We start from the raw sequence: 14738 nt of genomic DNA on the forward strand, positions 1-14738 counted from the left end.
TTCTCTCTTTTACTAATGAATGATGTATCTATTATAGCTCAGATGATGATTATAAAATATGTCGCGTGAGGGCTAAAAAAATGGATATTAATAAATCGCTACTGGCCCATGTGGCCCTTCAATGACTTCTATGGCTGTTCCAAAAATATCCGATAAAACATCTGCTTTCATAACCTCATTAACAGTTCCAAATCTGACAATTTGTCCATTCTTCATTGCACAAATGTGTTCAGAATACTTAGCAGCAAAGTTAATATCATGCATAACCGTTACAATCGTACGGCCAAACGCCTTAGCTGCATATCTCAAATGCTCCATCATCTGGACTGAACTAGCAACATCGAGATTGTTCAAAGGTTCATCCAATAAAATATAATCCGTTTCTTGGCATAAAACCATCGCCACATAAGCACGTTGTCTTTGTCCACCAGAAACTTCATCGAGATAACGGTTTTCTAATTCTGTTAAACCTAAAAAATCAATGTACTTAGAAATAATAGCTTCATCTTCTTTTGTTAATCGCCCTTTTGAATAAGGAAAACGGCCAAAACCTGCTAATTGTCGAATCGTTAAACGGGTAATAAAATGATTTTCTTGGCGCAGTATGGTTAAAATTTTAGCCAGATCTGCTGATTTTGTTTGGCACACGTCCATATTAGCAATTTTGATATGACCGTCATCCATTTCTAGTAGCCGACCAATCATTAATAAAGTCGTTGACTTTCCCGCTCCATTTGGTCCAATCAAAGAAGTCAGACCTGCTTTAGGAATGGTGACAGTTAAGGGTCCAATTTGGACATCTTTAGAATATGCTTTTTTCACATCTGTTATTTCTATCATAATGAACCCTTCCTTAGTACGACAATTAAAAATGTTAAGCCACCAAAAATTTCAATAATGACCGATACGACACCTTGAGCATTAAATACATGATACATAAAGAAATAGGCAACTGTAATAATGACATAACCAATAACAAATGCCATTGGGAACACATACTTATGGTCGTAAGTCGGTGCTGCTTGATAAGTGAGCGTGGCAACTAAAAAACCAAAGAATGTCAATTGTCCAACTAGAGCTGTTGAAATAGACATCAACACGGCAACAATAACGAGTATAAAGATAACACTCGCTTGATACCGAACACCAAGGGTTTGACACATATCCTTCCCCAGTGCGACAACATTTAAACGCTTAGAATAAACAAATAACAGGATAACTGCAAGCATCACAATTGGAATTGCAATAGGAAAATAATCAGCATCAGCATTATTAACTGATCCCAGTAAACGCGCTTGTAACAGATCATATTCCGAAGGCGTTAAAATCCGCTTCATAAAGGATGACAGCGAACGTAATCCGCTACCGATAATGACCCCAACTAATAACATCAGCTGTAAATCACCATATTTTCCTGATAATAGCCAACCATAAAGTAGTAAGCAGAGTGACACCATAGCGACAACTTGAATAATAAATGGCACTAAACCTGTAAAGCCAACAAAGGCTGTCACTCCGAAGAAAAACATAGTGGCTGTATGAATCGAAACATAAAGTGCTTCAAACCCTAACAAAGAGGGAGTAACCACTCGATTCGTTGTAATAGATTGAAAAGCGACCGTTGATAAGCTTTGGCAAAGTGCAACAATCACCATAGCCGTTAGTGCTGTCGTTCGCCTTTTTACAATCGGCAAAAATGATGGTGATGTTACTGCTACCGGATTTTTATAAACCAATAGACCATAGGAAGCTAAGATAGCTAAGCTAAGTAAAATAATGAGCAATAGCCAGTATCGTTGTTCTTCCTTAGCAGAACGAAAAGCGCCAGTCGATCGGCTTTTAGTTGCTATTTGGTTATTCTTTCTATATGCCGATAACTTTTGCATCTTATCGTCTCCTTTGTCTAAGTAAAATAATGATAAAGATAACAGAGCCTGCCGTTCCTAAAATAAGCGATACAGGGACTTCGAATGGCGCAATAATTATTCTTGAGATAACATCACAAATCATAACAATTCCCATTCCCAATAACCATACCCATGGCAAATTACTTCGAATATCATCTCCACGATACATGGATACAATATTTGGCACAATGAGTCCAATAAAGGGTAAATTTCCAATAACTGCCGAGACAATTCCCACTGCAATTGAAATTAATAAGGTTGCTACTAAAATAATCTGGTTATAGTTAACTCCAACAGATGTCGTAACCTCTTCACCCAACCCGGCTAATGTTAATCGATCAGCATAGATAAAAATAATGACTGTCACTAAAACAATCAACCATAAATACTCATATCGTCCAAACTGAACAGAAGCAAATGAACCAACAAACCAACTTTCCACATTCTGACTCATATTAAAGGCTAAGCCAATAAAAGTAGAAACGGCGGAAACAATGGCTCCCAGCATAATGCCAATAATAGGGACGATTAAAGAAGATTTAAGTTTTACCTTTCGTAAAAAAAAGAAAAAGATTAATGTTCCAACAAACGAAAATATAATAGCCCCAGTCATCCTTAAGACAAGAGATGGTGCGGGGAAAAATAAATAAACAAATACTAATCCTAAACCTGCCCACTCAACCGTTCCAGTTGTTGATGATTCAACGAGCCTATTTTGTGTAATCATCTGCATGACTAAACCAGTCATTGACATAGCCGCTCCAGTTAACATTAAGGATATGGTGCGAGGAACTCGGGTAATAAAAAACATAGTCCAACCATCATCATTCCCTCTAATATCATAAGCACCTATCATTAACGATAGAAGCGCTAGCAACAGAACCAAGATACAAGTCAGAGCAAATGCTTTCGTAAATACTTTTTTTCGACCATGACGCAAGGACTGAGCAAGCTCAGTACTTGTCATGTCTTTAATTGATTGCTTATCCATAAGCAATCACTATTTCGCTAATATTTCAGCTAAGTTGCTAAACAGTTCAAGGTAAGTTTGAATTGATTCATTGTTGTAAGTATCATTTGGTGCGTAGACAATTTGTCCTTCAGTAATAGCTGTTACATTTTGCAAAGCAGGTGCATTATCAATCACGTCTTGCGCAGGGACAGCATCTTCGTTGGATGATACTGCTGCATCACGGTCAAGAACAAAAATCCAATCTGGATTACTTTGAGCAATTGCCTCAACAGAAACGTCATCCCCCTCATGATCAGAAGAAAATTTCTCAACTTCTAGTGCAGGTACCCAACCAAAGATCTCATACATTGGTCCCCAAACACGTCCAGAATGTGGTGCAGAGAATCCAATATCCCCGCCTGAAACAACTAAACTCATCACTGTGTCTGTTCCATTGTATACTGACTTAGCAGCCTCAATTGCTGCATCAAAGTTTGCAATTAGTTGTTCTGCTTCGGCTTCTTTTTCAAAGATTTGTCCTAGGGATACAGTAGAATCTTTTAATCCATTAACAAGATTTTCACCAGGTGTTTCTGAGTCTTCAGAAACATCAATATTCAAATCAATAACAGCTGCATTCGGTACAAGTTCTTTTATTTCCTCGTAATAACTAGCAAAACGTTGTCCAACAATAACCAACTCTGGTTCAACTGCTGCAATAATTTCAAGATTAGGTTCGCGGTGGTTACCAATATCCTTCACATTTTCGTCACTCACATAAGGAGAGTCTGCTGGCATGACACCTTTAGGTACAGCAGCTAATTCAATACTCCAATCAGCTAATGTTTCAAAGGTACGGTTATCTAACACAACTACATTTTTAGGGTTGATTGGAACTGTTACAGTACCATGTGCATCGGTAATAGCCACTGTTGTTGCAACTTCTTCAACTGATGACTCAACAATGGATTCCGTTGTAGCTGATTCTACTGCTTCTGTTATTTCATTCGCTGTTGAACACGCCCCCAAGAATAAGGCTGCTACAGCCATACTATATGACCATTTAACCAATTTATTTTTTCCCATCTGTCTCTCTCCCTATCTCTATAACTCAAATGATTTATTTTTTAAGCCCTATTAGAATGGCTTACCTTTTTCCCACAATACCTTTTCTGATAACTCTTAATGAGAATGATTCTAATTGAGAATCATTCTCAATTAACTTAAGGCTTATTCTACTGTATGTTTATACAAAAAACAACAAAGATATTGATTTAAAGCGCTTTCTCATTAAAATAATATTAAATTAGTCTGTTAATTATGACATTCACATTCTTTTTTAACCAAAAAAAAGAGGCTTTTCGCCTCTTTCATTCTCAATGAGAATAACGCTTCACATATTCAATAACCATTTCAGCTGATTTTTTTCCAGCTTCGATAATAAAGTCATCAAAAGACATAGATGCTTCTTCATCTGCACTATCAGACATCGCTCGTACTACAACAAACGGAACAGACATATTAAAACACGTTTGGGCGATTGATGCTCCTTCCATTTCCGTTGCTGCTGCTTCTGGAAATTCTGCCTTAATACGGTTCATTTCTTCTTTACTAGCGATAAACGAATCACTGGATACAATAAAGCCTCTAGATGGATTCAACCCTACCACTTGAGCAGCAGCCATAATAGCCTCTACACTTTTCACATCGCTCATGTAACGGGCAGGCATCTGAGGAACTTGTCCTTTTTCATAGCCAAATGCCATCGCATCAACATCATGGTAAGCCAATTGCTCAGCTACAACGACATCTCCCACAGCTAATCCTGACTTAATCGCTCCTGCTGATCCCGTATTAATAACCAAATCAGCTTGATAACGATCAATTAAAAAAGCCGTTGCCAATGCTGAGTTTACTTTTCCTATTCCTGATTGGGTAATGACAACATCTGTTTCGCCAATTTTGCCAGAGGTATATTCTAAATGATGAATTTTTTCTGTTTTTTTATTCGACATTACACCAAGTAATACACGTGTTTCTTCTTCCATTGCGCCAATAATACCGATCATAGTTATTCACATTCCTTAACGTTTATTTAAATGACAAATGCCAATACAAAAACTAAAACAATCGCGATAATGAGACTAATAATAGCGATATTATAAAAACGGTCTAATCTTCTTCCTTTTTCTTTAACCGTTAGTCGTGTTTTTGTTTCCTCGGCTGATTTTGTTTTTTTCTTGAGTGATTTCCCCTTTTCCTTACCATTAGTCTGTATATACTCTTGATAATTTTTTCGAGTAATCAATTGTTTTTTTTCTTTTTTTGCCATATTAAGCTTCCTTTTCTAATAAGCGAAGTTTCCAATAGAGCAGCGCATATAGCGTCTTAGCATCACAAATTTCACCACTTTCTCTAAGCGCTAATGCTTCTTCGTAGCTACATAGGACAACTTCAACAAATTCATCCTCATCCTGAGGTAGTGGATTTTCTACAATCTCCAACCCTTCTGCGAGATAGATTATAAATTTTTCATCTAAGTAAGCAGGTGTTGGATACATAGTCTCAATCTCTTCCCAACGACTTGCTGAATAATGGGTTTCTTCTTCTAATTCTCTTTTAGCTGCCTCTAATGGATGAGTATCATCTTTTTCTAGCTTACCTGCTGGAATTTCTACGACTGTCCGTTCTAGGGGTTTGCGATATTGACGGACCAATACCATCCTTCCATCGGCCGTAAAAGGCATCACTGCAACAGCACCCGGATGACGGATAATTTCTCTCACAGATGTTTTTCCATTAGGAAGTAGAACTTCTTCTCTCTCTAAATGAACAAGTACGCCATCAAAAATTATTTCTTTCGTAAGGGTCTTTTCTTCAAACTCCATTTGTTTAGCCTCGCTTTTTATCATTCATTTAAGTCTATCATACCCTAATTCTTTTCTTGAAGACAAGATTCCATTCAATTTTAATGAAAAATCATCCTTTTGACCGATAGTTGTCTCAAGCTGTTATGATAAAATAAAAACAAAGTAAGATTTCACTACTTAAGGAGGGTGACTTATGTTTCAAACAATCAAAAAAAGCTTTATTTATACATTTTCAAATGTCGGATGCTTAATCGCTTTAGCTGTTTTTTTCTTCGTTTTTGAATTTGATTTCATCACGTCATTGGTTCTCACGCTTGTGATGGGAGCTATTTTATTTCATTATCAATCAAAAACAACCACTAAGAAAAACAAGCAGCCACTTGCTAAGCTATCTAGCCAAAAAGAGGAATTCTATCATTCTAAAGGCCTAACAAAAGATGAAATACAGCTATTCCGAAAAACAATGCAGACAGCTAGAGAGCATATTTATGCCATTGAAAAGTCTACCAATAAGAGTAATAAATTAAAGGCAATTGCTATACGTCATAATACGATTGCGATTATAAAAGACTTTTTTAAACATATTGTTGAACAACCTAACCGTCTCCATGAGGTTAACCACTTCCTCTATACCTATTTGCCTAACTTAAAGGAAATCACCGAATCTTATGTTGAAATTGATAGTCATCTAGCAAAAACTAAAGAAACCTATCAATCATTAGAGACTGGTTCGAAGACGATGGAAGATCTTTGCCAATTGATTACGAAAGATTATCTATCCTTCATGTCAAATGATATTGACGACTTAGATATGGAAGTGGAACTTGCTAATCATGTTCTGAACAGAGATAATAAAGAAAATGAACCATTAAGCGATGACTATTAGGAGGGATTATATGGAAGATAAAGATCAAACTGTTAATAAAGAACTAGAAGATTTACTAGCTAACCCATTTGCTGATCCGTATGCTAATCCAGCTGCCCAAGTAGATGTTAAGCAAGAACTAAAAGAAACCGTCGTGGCTGACAAGCTAATTGATCGTTTACCAGAAGAACGTCAAAAACAAGCGGTTGCTCTGGCTGGTCAAATTGATGAAAAAAATATGCAAGCGATCATTAGTTATGGCGCTGCTGCTCAAAAACAATTAGGTGAATTCTCACACTCTATGCTCTCTCATGTCCAAAACCAAGATACTGGTGAGATTGGTGACTCATTAAATGAGTTGATGTTTAAACTAAATGAGACAAGCCCTTCTGATTTAAGAGCAGAAGATAACAATATTTTCCGTAAGATGTTTAGCAAAGTAAAACAAAGCGTTTATGAAATGACCGCGAAATACCAACAGATTGGCGCTCAAATCGATAAAATTGCCGTGAAGCTAGAACGAGAAAAGAATGGCTTGTTAAATGATAATATTATGCTTGAACAACTTTACAAAAAGAATGAAGATTACTTTCATGCCCTTAATATTTATATTGCTGCCGGCGAAGTAAAACTGGAAGAACTGTCGAGTCAGACGATTCCGGCTGCGATTGAGTTAGCCGAACAGTCAAAAAGCCAGATGGATGTCCAAATTGTTAATGACTTAAATCAGTTTTTAGACCGTTTAGAAAAACGAACACATGACTTAAGACTAGCACGACAAATGACCATCCAACAAGCACCACAAATACGTTTAATTCAAAACACCAATCAAGCTTTAGCTGAGAAAATACAAGCGTCAATCCATACCGCTATTCCGTTATGGAAAAACCAAGTAGCCATTGCCATGACCTTGCTTCGTCAAAAAGATGCCGTCACTGCGCAAAGACAAGTGTCGCAAACAACTAATGATTTAATGCTGAAAAATTCAGAAATGTTGAAAATATCAGCTATTGAAACAGCGAAAGAAAATGAACGAGGTGTGATCGATATCGAAACCTTGGAACAAACGCAAAAAGACTTAGTTGAAACCCTTCAAGAGACTTTGAAAATACAACAAGAAGGCCGCATTAAGCGTCGCGAAGCTGAAACAGAATTGTCACACATGGAAAATGAACTGCGTGATCACCTACTCAGCCTTCAAAAAGAAGAAAATCGCTTGAATCAATAAACAAAAAGCCATATCATTTTGAAAATAGCTGATATTCATTTATAATAATGATAGTTAAAGTAATCAATCATTACTTTATATATTTTTTTAAAGGAGGAAACAAAGATGGGATTAATTTGGACGTTAATTGTCGGTGGTGTACTAGGTGCAATCGCTGGAGCAATCATGGGTAGAGATATACCTGGAGGCATTATTGGAAATATCATTGCTGGTTTCGTTGGTTCATGGCTAGGTACGATGTTATTAGGCGAATGGGGACCAGAAATTGGTGGATTCTTCATTGTACCTGCTTTGGTTGGGGCTGTCATTTTAATCTTCCTAGTATCATTCATTCTAGGACGATCAAAACGAAATTAGAATAGTTAGAGTAAAGGCATCAGGGATTGACCTGATGCCTTTACTCTATTTAAAAAGCACACTAATCATTGATCAGTGTGCTTTTGATTATAAGTTTATGAAGTAAGTTATAATTTTTGAAGATTATAATTTTACAACGTTAGCTGCTTGAGCTCCGCGGTTTCCTTCAACAATGTCAAATTCAACATCTTGACCTTCTTCAAGTGTTTTGAAGCCGTCGCCTTGAATTGCTGAGAAGTGAACGAATACGTCGTCTCCGCCTTCAACTTCGATAAATCCGAATCCTTTTTCACCGTTAAACCATTTTACTTTACCTTGTTCCATAATAAAACAAAACCTCCAAAAATTTTTCTAATAACTTGAACCATAATCTTTATGCTTATATTTCAAATTACATATTTAAGTATAATAAAGTTCACTATAAAATGCAAGTTTCTTTCGTAAAACGGTTTCATAAGCAGGATAATAGTTAACATTTTGTTCATAATTAAAAGAGCGTGTAGGAATTCCCCTACACGCTCTAATCTCATTGCTCTTCTTCAGTTGTTAATGCTTCTGGAAAATCATTAATAACAATGTCCGCACAACGGCTACATAATGTTGGCGCTGCTTCAATCGTTCCTACTTCTTCTTTAATGATACGGCAACGGTCGCAAGTTTCGCCATGAGCGTGTTCAACGACAACTCGCATACCATTTTCAGCATCTGCTTCATCATGAAGCGTCACTTGAGACACGATAAATAGTTGAGCTAAGTCAGTATCAATCGATTCAAATAAGTCTTTTACTTCTTGTGAAACAAATAGATTTAAATGAGCTTCAAACGATTTACCGATGACTTTTTCGCTACGTGCTTCTTCTAGTGATTTTAAGATGCTCTGACGTAATGACATAAAGCTATTCCATTGTTCAAGAATCTCATCTTTATCAGCTGCAAATAAAGCTTCAGGTAATTCTGCTAATTGTGCATACTCTTCTTCTTCTTTCAAGTATGTCCAAATTTCCTCTGTTGTATGCGTAATAATTGGTGTCAACAGTTTTGTGATTGCTACTAAAGCATCATAGAAAACAGTTTGCATAGAACGTCTTACTGTATCGTTTTCACGTTCAATATAGACCACATCTTTAGCAAAGTCTAAATAAAATGATGATAGCTCAGCAGTACAGAAATTCATAATCGTTTGATAGATTGTTGAGAAACGATAATCTTCATAAGCTTTTAGACATGTTTCAATAATTTGATTTAGACGGATTGACATAAACTTGTCAACTGAACGTAAGTCTTCATAAGCCACTCGGTCTTCTGCTGGGTTAAAATCTGCTGTATTTCCGATCAAGAAACGCATCGTGTTTCGGATTTTACGATATGTTTCTGATACTTGTTTCAAAATATCATCACTCACACGTACGTCTGATTCATAGTCCACACTCGAAACCCATAGACGAATAATATCTGCTCCCATATTTTTTACAACTTTTTCAGGTAGAATCGTATTCCCTAGTGATTTACTCATTTTACGGCCTTCACCATCTAAGACAAATCCTTGTGATAAGACGCTCTTATAAGGTGCTTCACCGTTAATGGCAACACTTGTTGTTAAACTAGAGTTAAACCATCCGCGGTATTGGTCAGAACCTTCTAAGTACATATCTGCTGGGAAGGTTAAGTTCTCTCTGTTACGTAAAACTGACTCATGAGAAGAACCTGAATCAAACCATACGTCCATAATATCTGTTTCTTTAGTAAAGAGACCATTTGGACTACCTGGATGTGTAAAGCCTGCTGGCAATAAGTCTTTCGCTTCACGCTCAAACCATACATTTGATCCTTCTTGACCAATCAAGGTTGCAACATGGTCGATTGTTTCTGGTGTAATAATAGCTTCACCATTTTCTGCGTAGAAAATAGGTAGCGGCACACCCCAAACACGTTGACGAGAGATTACCCAATCGCCACGGTCACGAATCATATTATGGATACGTACTTTTCCTGATGGGTGGATCCAGTCTACTTTTTCAATTTCATCAAGAATATCTTGACGGAACTTACTGATTGATGCAAACCATTGTGGTGTAGCACGGAAAATAACTGGTTTCTTCGTTCGCCAGTCATGTGGGTAGCTATGTTCAAAGAAATCTAGTTTCAATAGCTGTCCTTTTTCTTCCAATAATTCGGTAATCATTTTGTTTGCTTTATCGTAGAAAACACCTTCAAAACCAGGCGCTTCATCAGTATAGCAACCACGGTCATCTACTGGTGATAGAACATCTAAGCCATATTTTTTACCAATAATGTAGTCATCATCACCATGTCCTGGCGCAGTATGAACTAAACCAGTACCTGCTTCAAGTGTGACATGGTCTCCTACCATAACAAGTGATTCACGGTCATAGAATGGGTGTTGAGCAGTCATGTATTCCATTTCTGCCCCTTTGAATTCTCTCAATGTTGTTACTGATTCCCAACCGATTTCGTTTTTAACGGTTTCTAGCAGGTCAGTTGCCACAATAAATTTACGTCCATCAGCTTCAACTTCAGAATAATTGAAATCAGCATGAACAGAGATACCTAGGTTTGCTGGTAATGTCCATGGTGTTGTTGTCCAGATAATAAATGATGTATCTGTATTTAAAAATCCTTTACCGTCTTTTACTGGGAATGACACATAGATTGAAGCTGATTTAATATCTTTGTATTCAATTTCGGCTTCTGCAAGTGATGATTCACTTGATGGTGACCAATAAATTGGTTTTAGACCTTTGTAGATGTAGCCTTTTTCAGCCATTTTACCAAACACACGGATTTCGCCTTCCTCGTATTCTGGTGTTAAAGTCACATATGGGTTATCCCATTCACCGGTCACACCTAAACGTTTGAAAACAGTACGTTGACCGTCAATTTGTTTCCATGCATAATCTTCACACAGTTTTCGGAATTCTGCTAAACTCATTTGTTTACGGTTAACACCTGTATTGGTTAGGGCTTGTTCAATCGGTAAACCATGTGTGTCCCATCCTGGCACATAAGGTGAACGGAAACCAGACATTGATTTTGAACGAACAATAAAATCTTTACTGATTTTGTTTAAGGCATGTCCCATATGAACAGCACCATTGGCATATGGTGGGCCATCATGTAGGACAAATGTTGGTTTCCCAGCATTCTTTTCTTGACGTTTGTCGTAAACCTGTTGTTCTTCCCACTCTTTTTCACGTTCTTGTTCGCGAACCGGTAAATTTGCTTTCATTGGAAAAGCAGTTTTTCCCAATAGCAAAGTATCTTTCATTTTCATGAACTATATTCCTCCATTTTATTATTATTGTTTAGCCTTCTTTTTACAGCAAAATAAAAAGACTCCGTCCTCAAAAGGGACGAAGTCTTCGTGGTACCACCCAAATTCAAAGCAAAAAATTCATAATACTGCTTTCTTTAGGAACCGTTAACGCTGTTCAGGCGATTAACCTACTAATCCAATCATTGGATGTTCAGCTCATATTTCATGGATGATCCGTTGATTACAGGGACTATTGGCCTTTCACCAGCTGCCAATTCGCTTAAAAGTATCTAATCATTGGGTGTTCCAATCATCAATTAGTTTGATTTTACTTGTTTTCTACTGAAATATCAATAGCTTCTACTTGACCTTCTTCTGATTGCTCATCTTTTTCTGATGATCCTGTCGTTTCAAAGCCAGTTTCTGCCATTAAATCATCCACCTTACGCGTACGATTATTCAAGACATCATCCAGTGTCGGTGTTGGGACATACTTTTCAGGAACTGTGTTTAATACTAATTCCCACTCTTCATTCTTAATTAAGTTTAACTGTGATTCTACCAATACTTGCAGTTTTTGTTTAAAGTTACGGCTCTCACGACGAACATTATCTGTTTCGTGATTAATTTGAGTTGCTTTTTCAGCAGCTTCTTTTAATAAACGGTCTGCACTTTTTTCTGCTTCAAATAGGATAATTTCTGCTTCTTTACGAGCGTTTTCTTTTAAGCGATCCGCTGCATCTTGTGCGACAACAATTGACTTATTAAGAGCATCTTGAAGATTTTGGAAATGTTCAATTTTTTCTTCTGCAAATTTCACTTGTTTCTCTAAATCTTTGTTTTCTTTTAGAACTTGCTCATAACTTTTTTTGATAAGGTCTAGAAAATCGTCTACCTCATCTTTGCTGTATCCCTTAAATTTTGACTCGAATTCTTTATGTTGAATATCTAATGGTGTTAATGACATTCTTAATCATCCCTTTCAACTTAAATTACTTGCGTAGAACGCCTATCTCAATTCGCCACTTGTCTTTTTTAGACTTTCCTTGAATGGCTCGTATTTGTATACGGCCATAGCCACGAATAGAAATAATATCAAAAATACCCAGTTCAAAATCTGGTCGATCGTGTTGAGTCCAATTTAATTTGACCTTGCCAGACCCTACTAATTCCTTAGCACGCTGTCGTGAGATATTATAGACCGATGATATGACGGTATCCATTCTCAACGAACTAACGGTGTCTTGTTCAATGGTCCAATCATCAATGGGTTGGATAAGGTCAGTATAATCACGTTCCTCTATACGAACAGTGATATTCCCCATTTTAGTGACTTGGAGTTTTAAAAACTGAAAGACTGACGCTACAGTAAAAAATTGCCATCTTTCACCGTCAGACATGATGTCACCAAATACTTCACGTTTAACACCTGCGCCAACTAAGGTGCCCAGAATTTTACCATGAGTTAACTGTGTAAATTTAACAGGATAGTTAATCTCTACTAATTGAAGCTCATAATCTTCCTGTTTCGGCTCGAAATATTCCGGATAGAGAATCGCTCGTTTCCGTTCTGCTGCCTCATAGCCGCCAAAAAAAGAAACACGAACTTCTCCTTTTTTTCCAACAAGCATTTCAATAATATATTGTTGTCTTGGATCTAAAAAATCAGTTAGGTAAGGTGAATACTGCTCCTGAACTTGAATAATCCAAGATTCAACTAAATCAATAAAGCTCTGTTCTTCTTTACGAAAATGTTGATACAGCTGCTCCATTTACCCGCCTCCTTTTCGATTAACTAAATAATTGAAGAAGGAATAATAAAACAACATATGCGCCATAATCGACTAGGCGTAAAAATAAAATAGCAAATAACACACTGAAACTTACCATGCCGACTGAAGGAATCAATCGATAGAAGATGCTGAGATAAGGTTCAACGATCCGTGTAATTAGCTGGCCGAATTTTGAAGATAAGGCATTTGGCAACCATGTCATTAGAGCATATATAGCTAAAATTCCTGAATAAATATTAATGACTCGTGGAACGAGATCCATTAAAAATAAGATAATCCTTACCATTCCATCCTCCTTTCTCTTCCTTGGAAGTACAGTTATGATTCTCAACTAGAAGTAGTATTCTGTCTGACTTTCTTCTACTTCTCTGTTGGCAATTTCAAAATTTACTGGTGTACATAAGAAAATACCTTCGCCAACTTGCTGAATATCACCATTTACGGCATAGACAGCCCCTGCAATAAAATCAATGACTTTAGATGCTTGATCCTTTTCCATTCGTTTAAAATTTAAAAGGACTGAATCATTATTTAATAAGTAATCTGCTATTCGCTCTGCTTCTGTAAAGACTCTCGGCTCGATTACATGAATACTTGCTTTTTGAGATTGACTTCTCTGGTTCATTGAAATAACTTTTGACTTCATTTTTTGTGATGGAGCAGCGTGTCTAGTCGGTTGTTCCTGTTGAAAATGAACAGTGTCATAGTGTTCTGATTGTTCTTCCCATTCCGGAGTCTCTTCATCTAAACCAAAAAAGTTCCTGATCATATCTTTTAGGCCCAAGTTATTCCCTCTATTCTTTCGTGATTATCTGCTTTTAGTCAAAAAAAGCAGATCCAATGCGAACAAATGATGCACCTTCTTGAATCGCAATTTGATAATCTCCACTCATGCCCATACTTGTTTGCGTACAAGGTGCAAAAGATAATTTTTTAGCTGCTATTTCTTCCTGCAAACTCTTTAAACGTTTAAAGTAAACACTTAACTCATTTGCATTAGCTTCAATAGGAGCCATCGTCATTAATCCTACTACCAAAACATTGGGATAGATAGCCAGCTCATCAATAAACGATTCTAAACGTTCAGGAGAAACTCCACTTTTAGAAGTCTCTCCTGATACGTTAACTTGCACAAAACATGCCACTGGACGTTCTGCTCGTTTATTTATTTCTTTAGCCAATGACTCTCTATCCAAAGAATGAAGATAATCGATTTGATTGATAATCTGCTTCACTTTTCTCGTTTGCAATGAGCCTATAAAATGCCATTTAATATCTTCTTGCTGGCAAGCAGATTGCTTTTCAAGAAGACCTTCTGGCCGATTTTCTCCAAAATGACGATAACCGACTTCGTAAAGGGCTTGTAAATCTGCAACAGGTCGTTGCTTCGTTACTGCCACACAAGTCACTTCGTCAGCATGACGATTTGCTGTTGCAACGGAGTCTTGAATACGAGATTCAATTCTTTGACAATTCGAAATAATAGTCATTT

At 36.9% G+C, this 14738-nt stretch carries 17 protein-coding genes; 3 read left to right on the top strand and 14 right to left on the bottom strand.

Translation table 11 applies throughout. From position 1 onward, the window contains the following. Positions 1-87 precede the first annotated feature (87 nt). The 7 genes from BW721_RS04905 to BW721_RS04935 all read right to left on the bottom strand — a co-directional run bounded on the left by BW721_RS04905 (position 88) and on the right by BW721_RS04935 (position 5747). Entirely contained in the window at positions 88-840 is a 753-nt protein-coding gene (locus tag BW721_RS04905) for an iron ABC transporter ATP-binding protein (RefSeq protein WP_076766672.1), read from the bottom strand. Further along, a complete protein-coding gene (locus tag BW721_RS04910; RefSeq protein ID WP_076766674.1) occupies positions 837-1886 on the bottom strand; it encodes an iron chelate uptake ABC transporter family permease subunit in 1050 nt (349 codons plus the stop codon). Before BW721_RS04910 ends, BW721_RS04905 begins: the two co-directional genes overlap by 4 nt. A gap of 1 nt (position 1887) precedes the next feature. Continuing rightward, on the bottom strand, positions 1888-2898 hold the full coding sequence (locus tag BW721_RS04915; RefSeq protein ID WP_076766676.1) for an ABC transporter permease: 1011 nt from the start codon (positions 2896-2898) through the stop codon (positions 1888-1890). 9 nt (positions 2899-2907) lie between these two features. Further along, positions 2908-3945, bottom strand: a complete 1038-nt coding sequence (locus BW721_RS04920) for a siderophore ABC transporter substrate-binding protein (protein ID WP_076766679.1) — start codon at positions 3943-3945, stop codon at positions 2908-2910. A gap of 290 nt (positions 3946-4235) precedes the next feature. Further along, on the bottom strand, positions 4236-4928 hold the full coding sequence (locus BW721_RS04925; RefSeq protein WP_076766681.1) for a 5'-methylthioadenosine/adenosylhomocysteine nucleosidase: 693 nt from the start codon (positions 4926-4928) through the stop codon (positions 4236-4238). A 26-nt stretch (positions 4929-4954) separates the two neighbouring features. Then, complete coding sequence (locus BW721_RS04930; protein ID WP_076766682.1) at positions 4955-5191, bottom strand: hypothetical protein; 237 nt, start codon at positions 5189-5191, stop codon at positions 4955-4957. Between the two features lies 1 nt (position 5192). Continuing rightward, positions 5193-5747, bottom strand: a complete 555-nt coding sequence (locus BW721_RS04935; RefSeq protein ID WP_076766685.1) for an NUDIX domain-containing protein — start codon at positions 5745-5747, stop codon at positions 5193-5195. 175 nt (positions 5748-5922) lie between these two features. On the opposite strand from BW721_RS04935, the gene BW721_RS04940 reads away from it, so the two are divergent. From BW721_RS04940 to BW721_RS04950, 3 genes are all read left to right on the top strand, one after another. Beyond that, complete coding sequence (locus BW721_RS04940; RefSeq protein ID WP_076766687.1) at positions 5923-6615, top strand: 5-bromo-4-chloroindolyl phosphate hydrolysis family protein; 693 nt, start codon at positions 5923-5925, stop codon at positions 6613-6615. 10 nt (positions 6616-6625) lie between these two features. Then, a complete protein-coding gene (locus BW721_RS04945) occupies positions 6626-7822 on the top strand; it encodes a toxic anion resistance protein (protein WP_076766688.1) in 1197 nt (398 codons plus the stop codon). A 105-nt stretch (positions 7823-7927) separates the two neighbouring features. Next, positions 7928-8179: a GlsB/YeaQ/YmgE family stress response membrane protein gene (locus tag BW721_RS04950; RefSeq protein ID WP_076766690.1), complete on the top strand. Its 252-nt coding sequence runs from the start codon at positions 7928-7930 to the stop codon at positions 8177-8179. Positions 8180-8302: 123 nt separating this feature from the next. Here the strand turns inward: BW721_RS04950 and cspD are convergent, their stop codons facing one another. The 7 genes from cspD to BW721_RS04985 all read right to left on the bottom strand — a co-directional run bounded on the left by cspD (position 8303) and on the right by BW721_RS04985 (position 14736). Beyond that, a complete protein-coding gene (gene cspD / locus BW721_RS04955; RefSeq protein WP_076766692.1) occupies positions 8303-8503 on the bottom strand; it encodes a cold-shock protein CspD in 201 nt (66 codons plus the stop codon). Between the two features lie 202 nt (positions 8504-8705). After that, a complete protein-coding gene (ileS, locus tag BW721_RS04960) occupies positions 8706-11471 on the bottom strand; it encodes an isoleucine--tRNA ligase (protein ID WP_076766694.1) in 2766 nt (921 codons plus the stop codon). 310 nt (positions 11472-11781) lie between these two features. Next, on the bottom strand, positions 11782-12420 hold the full coding sequence (locus tag BW721_RS04965; protein WP_076766696.1) for a DivIVA domain-containing protein: 639 nt from the start codon (positions 12418-12420) through the stop codon (positions 11782-11784). Positions 12421-12445: 25 nt separating this feature from the next. Beyond that, positions 12446-13225 carry a YlmH family RNA-binding protein gene (locus BW721_RS04970; RefSeq protein WP_076766698.1) on the bottom strand — a complete coding sequence of 260 codons (780 nt, stop codon included), beginning with the start codon at positions 13223-13225 and terminating at the stop codon, positions 12446-12448. Between the two features lie 19 nt (positions 13226-13244). Then, a complete protein-coding gene (locus BW721_RS04975; protein WP_076766700.1) occupies positions 13245-13532 on the bottom strand; it encodes a YggT family protein in 288 nt (95 codons plus the stop codon). Between the two features lie 45 nt (positions 13533-13577). Continuing rightward, the gene (locus tag BW721_RS04980) at positions 13578-14015 is read right to left on the bottom strand and encodes a cell division protein SepF (protein WP_156892192.1); all 438 of its coding nucleotides are present in this window, start codon (positions 14013-14015) and stop codon (positions 13578-13580) included. A 49-nt stretch (positions 14016-14064) separates the two neighbouring features. Then, complete coding sequence (locus BW721_RS04985) at positions 14065-14736, bottom strand: YggS family pyridoxal phosphate-dependent enzyme (protein ID WP_076766704.1); 672 nt, start codon at positions 14734-14736, stop codon at positions 14065-14067. Between the last annotated feature and the right edge of the window lie 2 nt (positions 14737-14738).

Origin of the sequence: Jeotgalibaca sp. PTS2502, from assembly GCF_001975685.1 — a bacterium.
Classification (GTDB): Bacteria; Bacillota; Bacilli; order Lactobacillales; family Aerococcaceae; genus Jeotgalibaca; species Jeotgalibaca arthritidis.

Coding starts and splice junctions, on each gene's coding strand:
- BW721_RS04905 (WP_076766672.1), bottom strand. CDS start 840: ATGATAGAAATAACAGATGTGAAAAAAGCATATTCTAAAGATGTCCAA.
- BW721_RS04910 (WP_076766674.1), bottom strand. CDS start 1,886: ATGCAAAAGTTATCGGCATATAGAAAGAATAACCAAATAGCAACTAAA.
- BW721_RS04915 (WP_076766676.1), bottom strand. CDS start 2,898: ATGGATAAGCAATCAATTAAAGACATGACAAGTACTGAGCTTGCTCAG.
- BW721_RS04920 (WP_076766679.1), bottom strand. CDS start 3,945: ATGGGAAAAAATAAATTGGTTAAATGGTCATATAGTATGGCTGTAGCA.
- BW721_RS04925 (WP_076766681.1), bottom strand. CDS start 4,928: ATGATCGGTATTATTGGCGCAATGGAAGAAGAAACACGTGTATTACTT.
- BW721_RS04930 (WP_076766682.1), bottom strand. CDS start 5,191: ATGGCAAAAAAAGAAAAAAAACAATTGATTACTCGAAAAAATTATCAA.
- BW721_RS04935 (WP_076766685.1), bottom strand. CDS start 5,747: ATGGAGTTTGAAGAAAAGACCCTTACGAAAGAAATAATTTTTGATGGC.
- BW721_RS04940 (WP_076766687.1), top strand. CDS start 5,923: ATGTTTCAAACAATCAAAAAAAGCTTTATTTATACATTTTCAAATGTC.
- BW721_RS04945 (WP_076766688.1), top strand. CDS start 6,626: ATGGAAGATAAAGATCAAACTGTTAATAAAGAACTAGAAGATTTACTA.
- BW721_RS04950 (WP_076766690.1), top strand. CDS start 7,928: ATGGGATTAATTTGGACGTTAATTGTCGGTGGTGTACTAGGTGCAATC.
- cspD (WP_076766692.1), bottom strand. CDS start 8,503: ATGGAACAAGGTAAAGTAAAATGGTTTAACGGTGAAAAAGGATTCGGA.
- ileS (WP_076766694.1), bottom strand. CDS start 11,471: ATGAAAATGAAAGATACTTTGCTATTGGGAAAAACTGCTTTTCCAATG.
- BW721_RS04965 (WP_076766696.1), bottom strand. CDS start 12,420: ATGTCATTAACACCATTAGATATTCAACATAAAGAATTCGAGTCAAAA.
- BW721_RS04970 (WP_076766698.1), bottom strand. CDS start 13,225: ATGGAGCAGCTGTATCAACATTTTCGTAAAGAAGAACAGAGCTTTATT.
- BW721_RS04975 (WP_076766700.1), bottom strand. CDS start 13,532: ATGGTAAGGATTATCTTATTTTTAATGGATCTCGTTCCACGAGTCATT.
- BW721_RS04980 (WP_156892192.1), bottom strand. CDS start 14,015: ATGATCAGGAACTTTTTTGGTTTAGATGAAGAGACTCCGGAATGGGAA.
- BW721_RS04985 (WP_076766704.1), bottom strand. CDS start 14,736: ATGACTATTATTTCGAATTGTCAAAGAATTGAATCTCGTATTCAAGAC.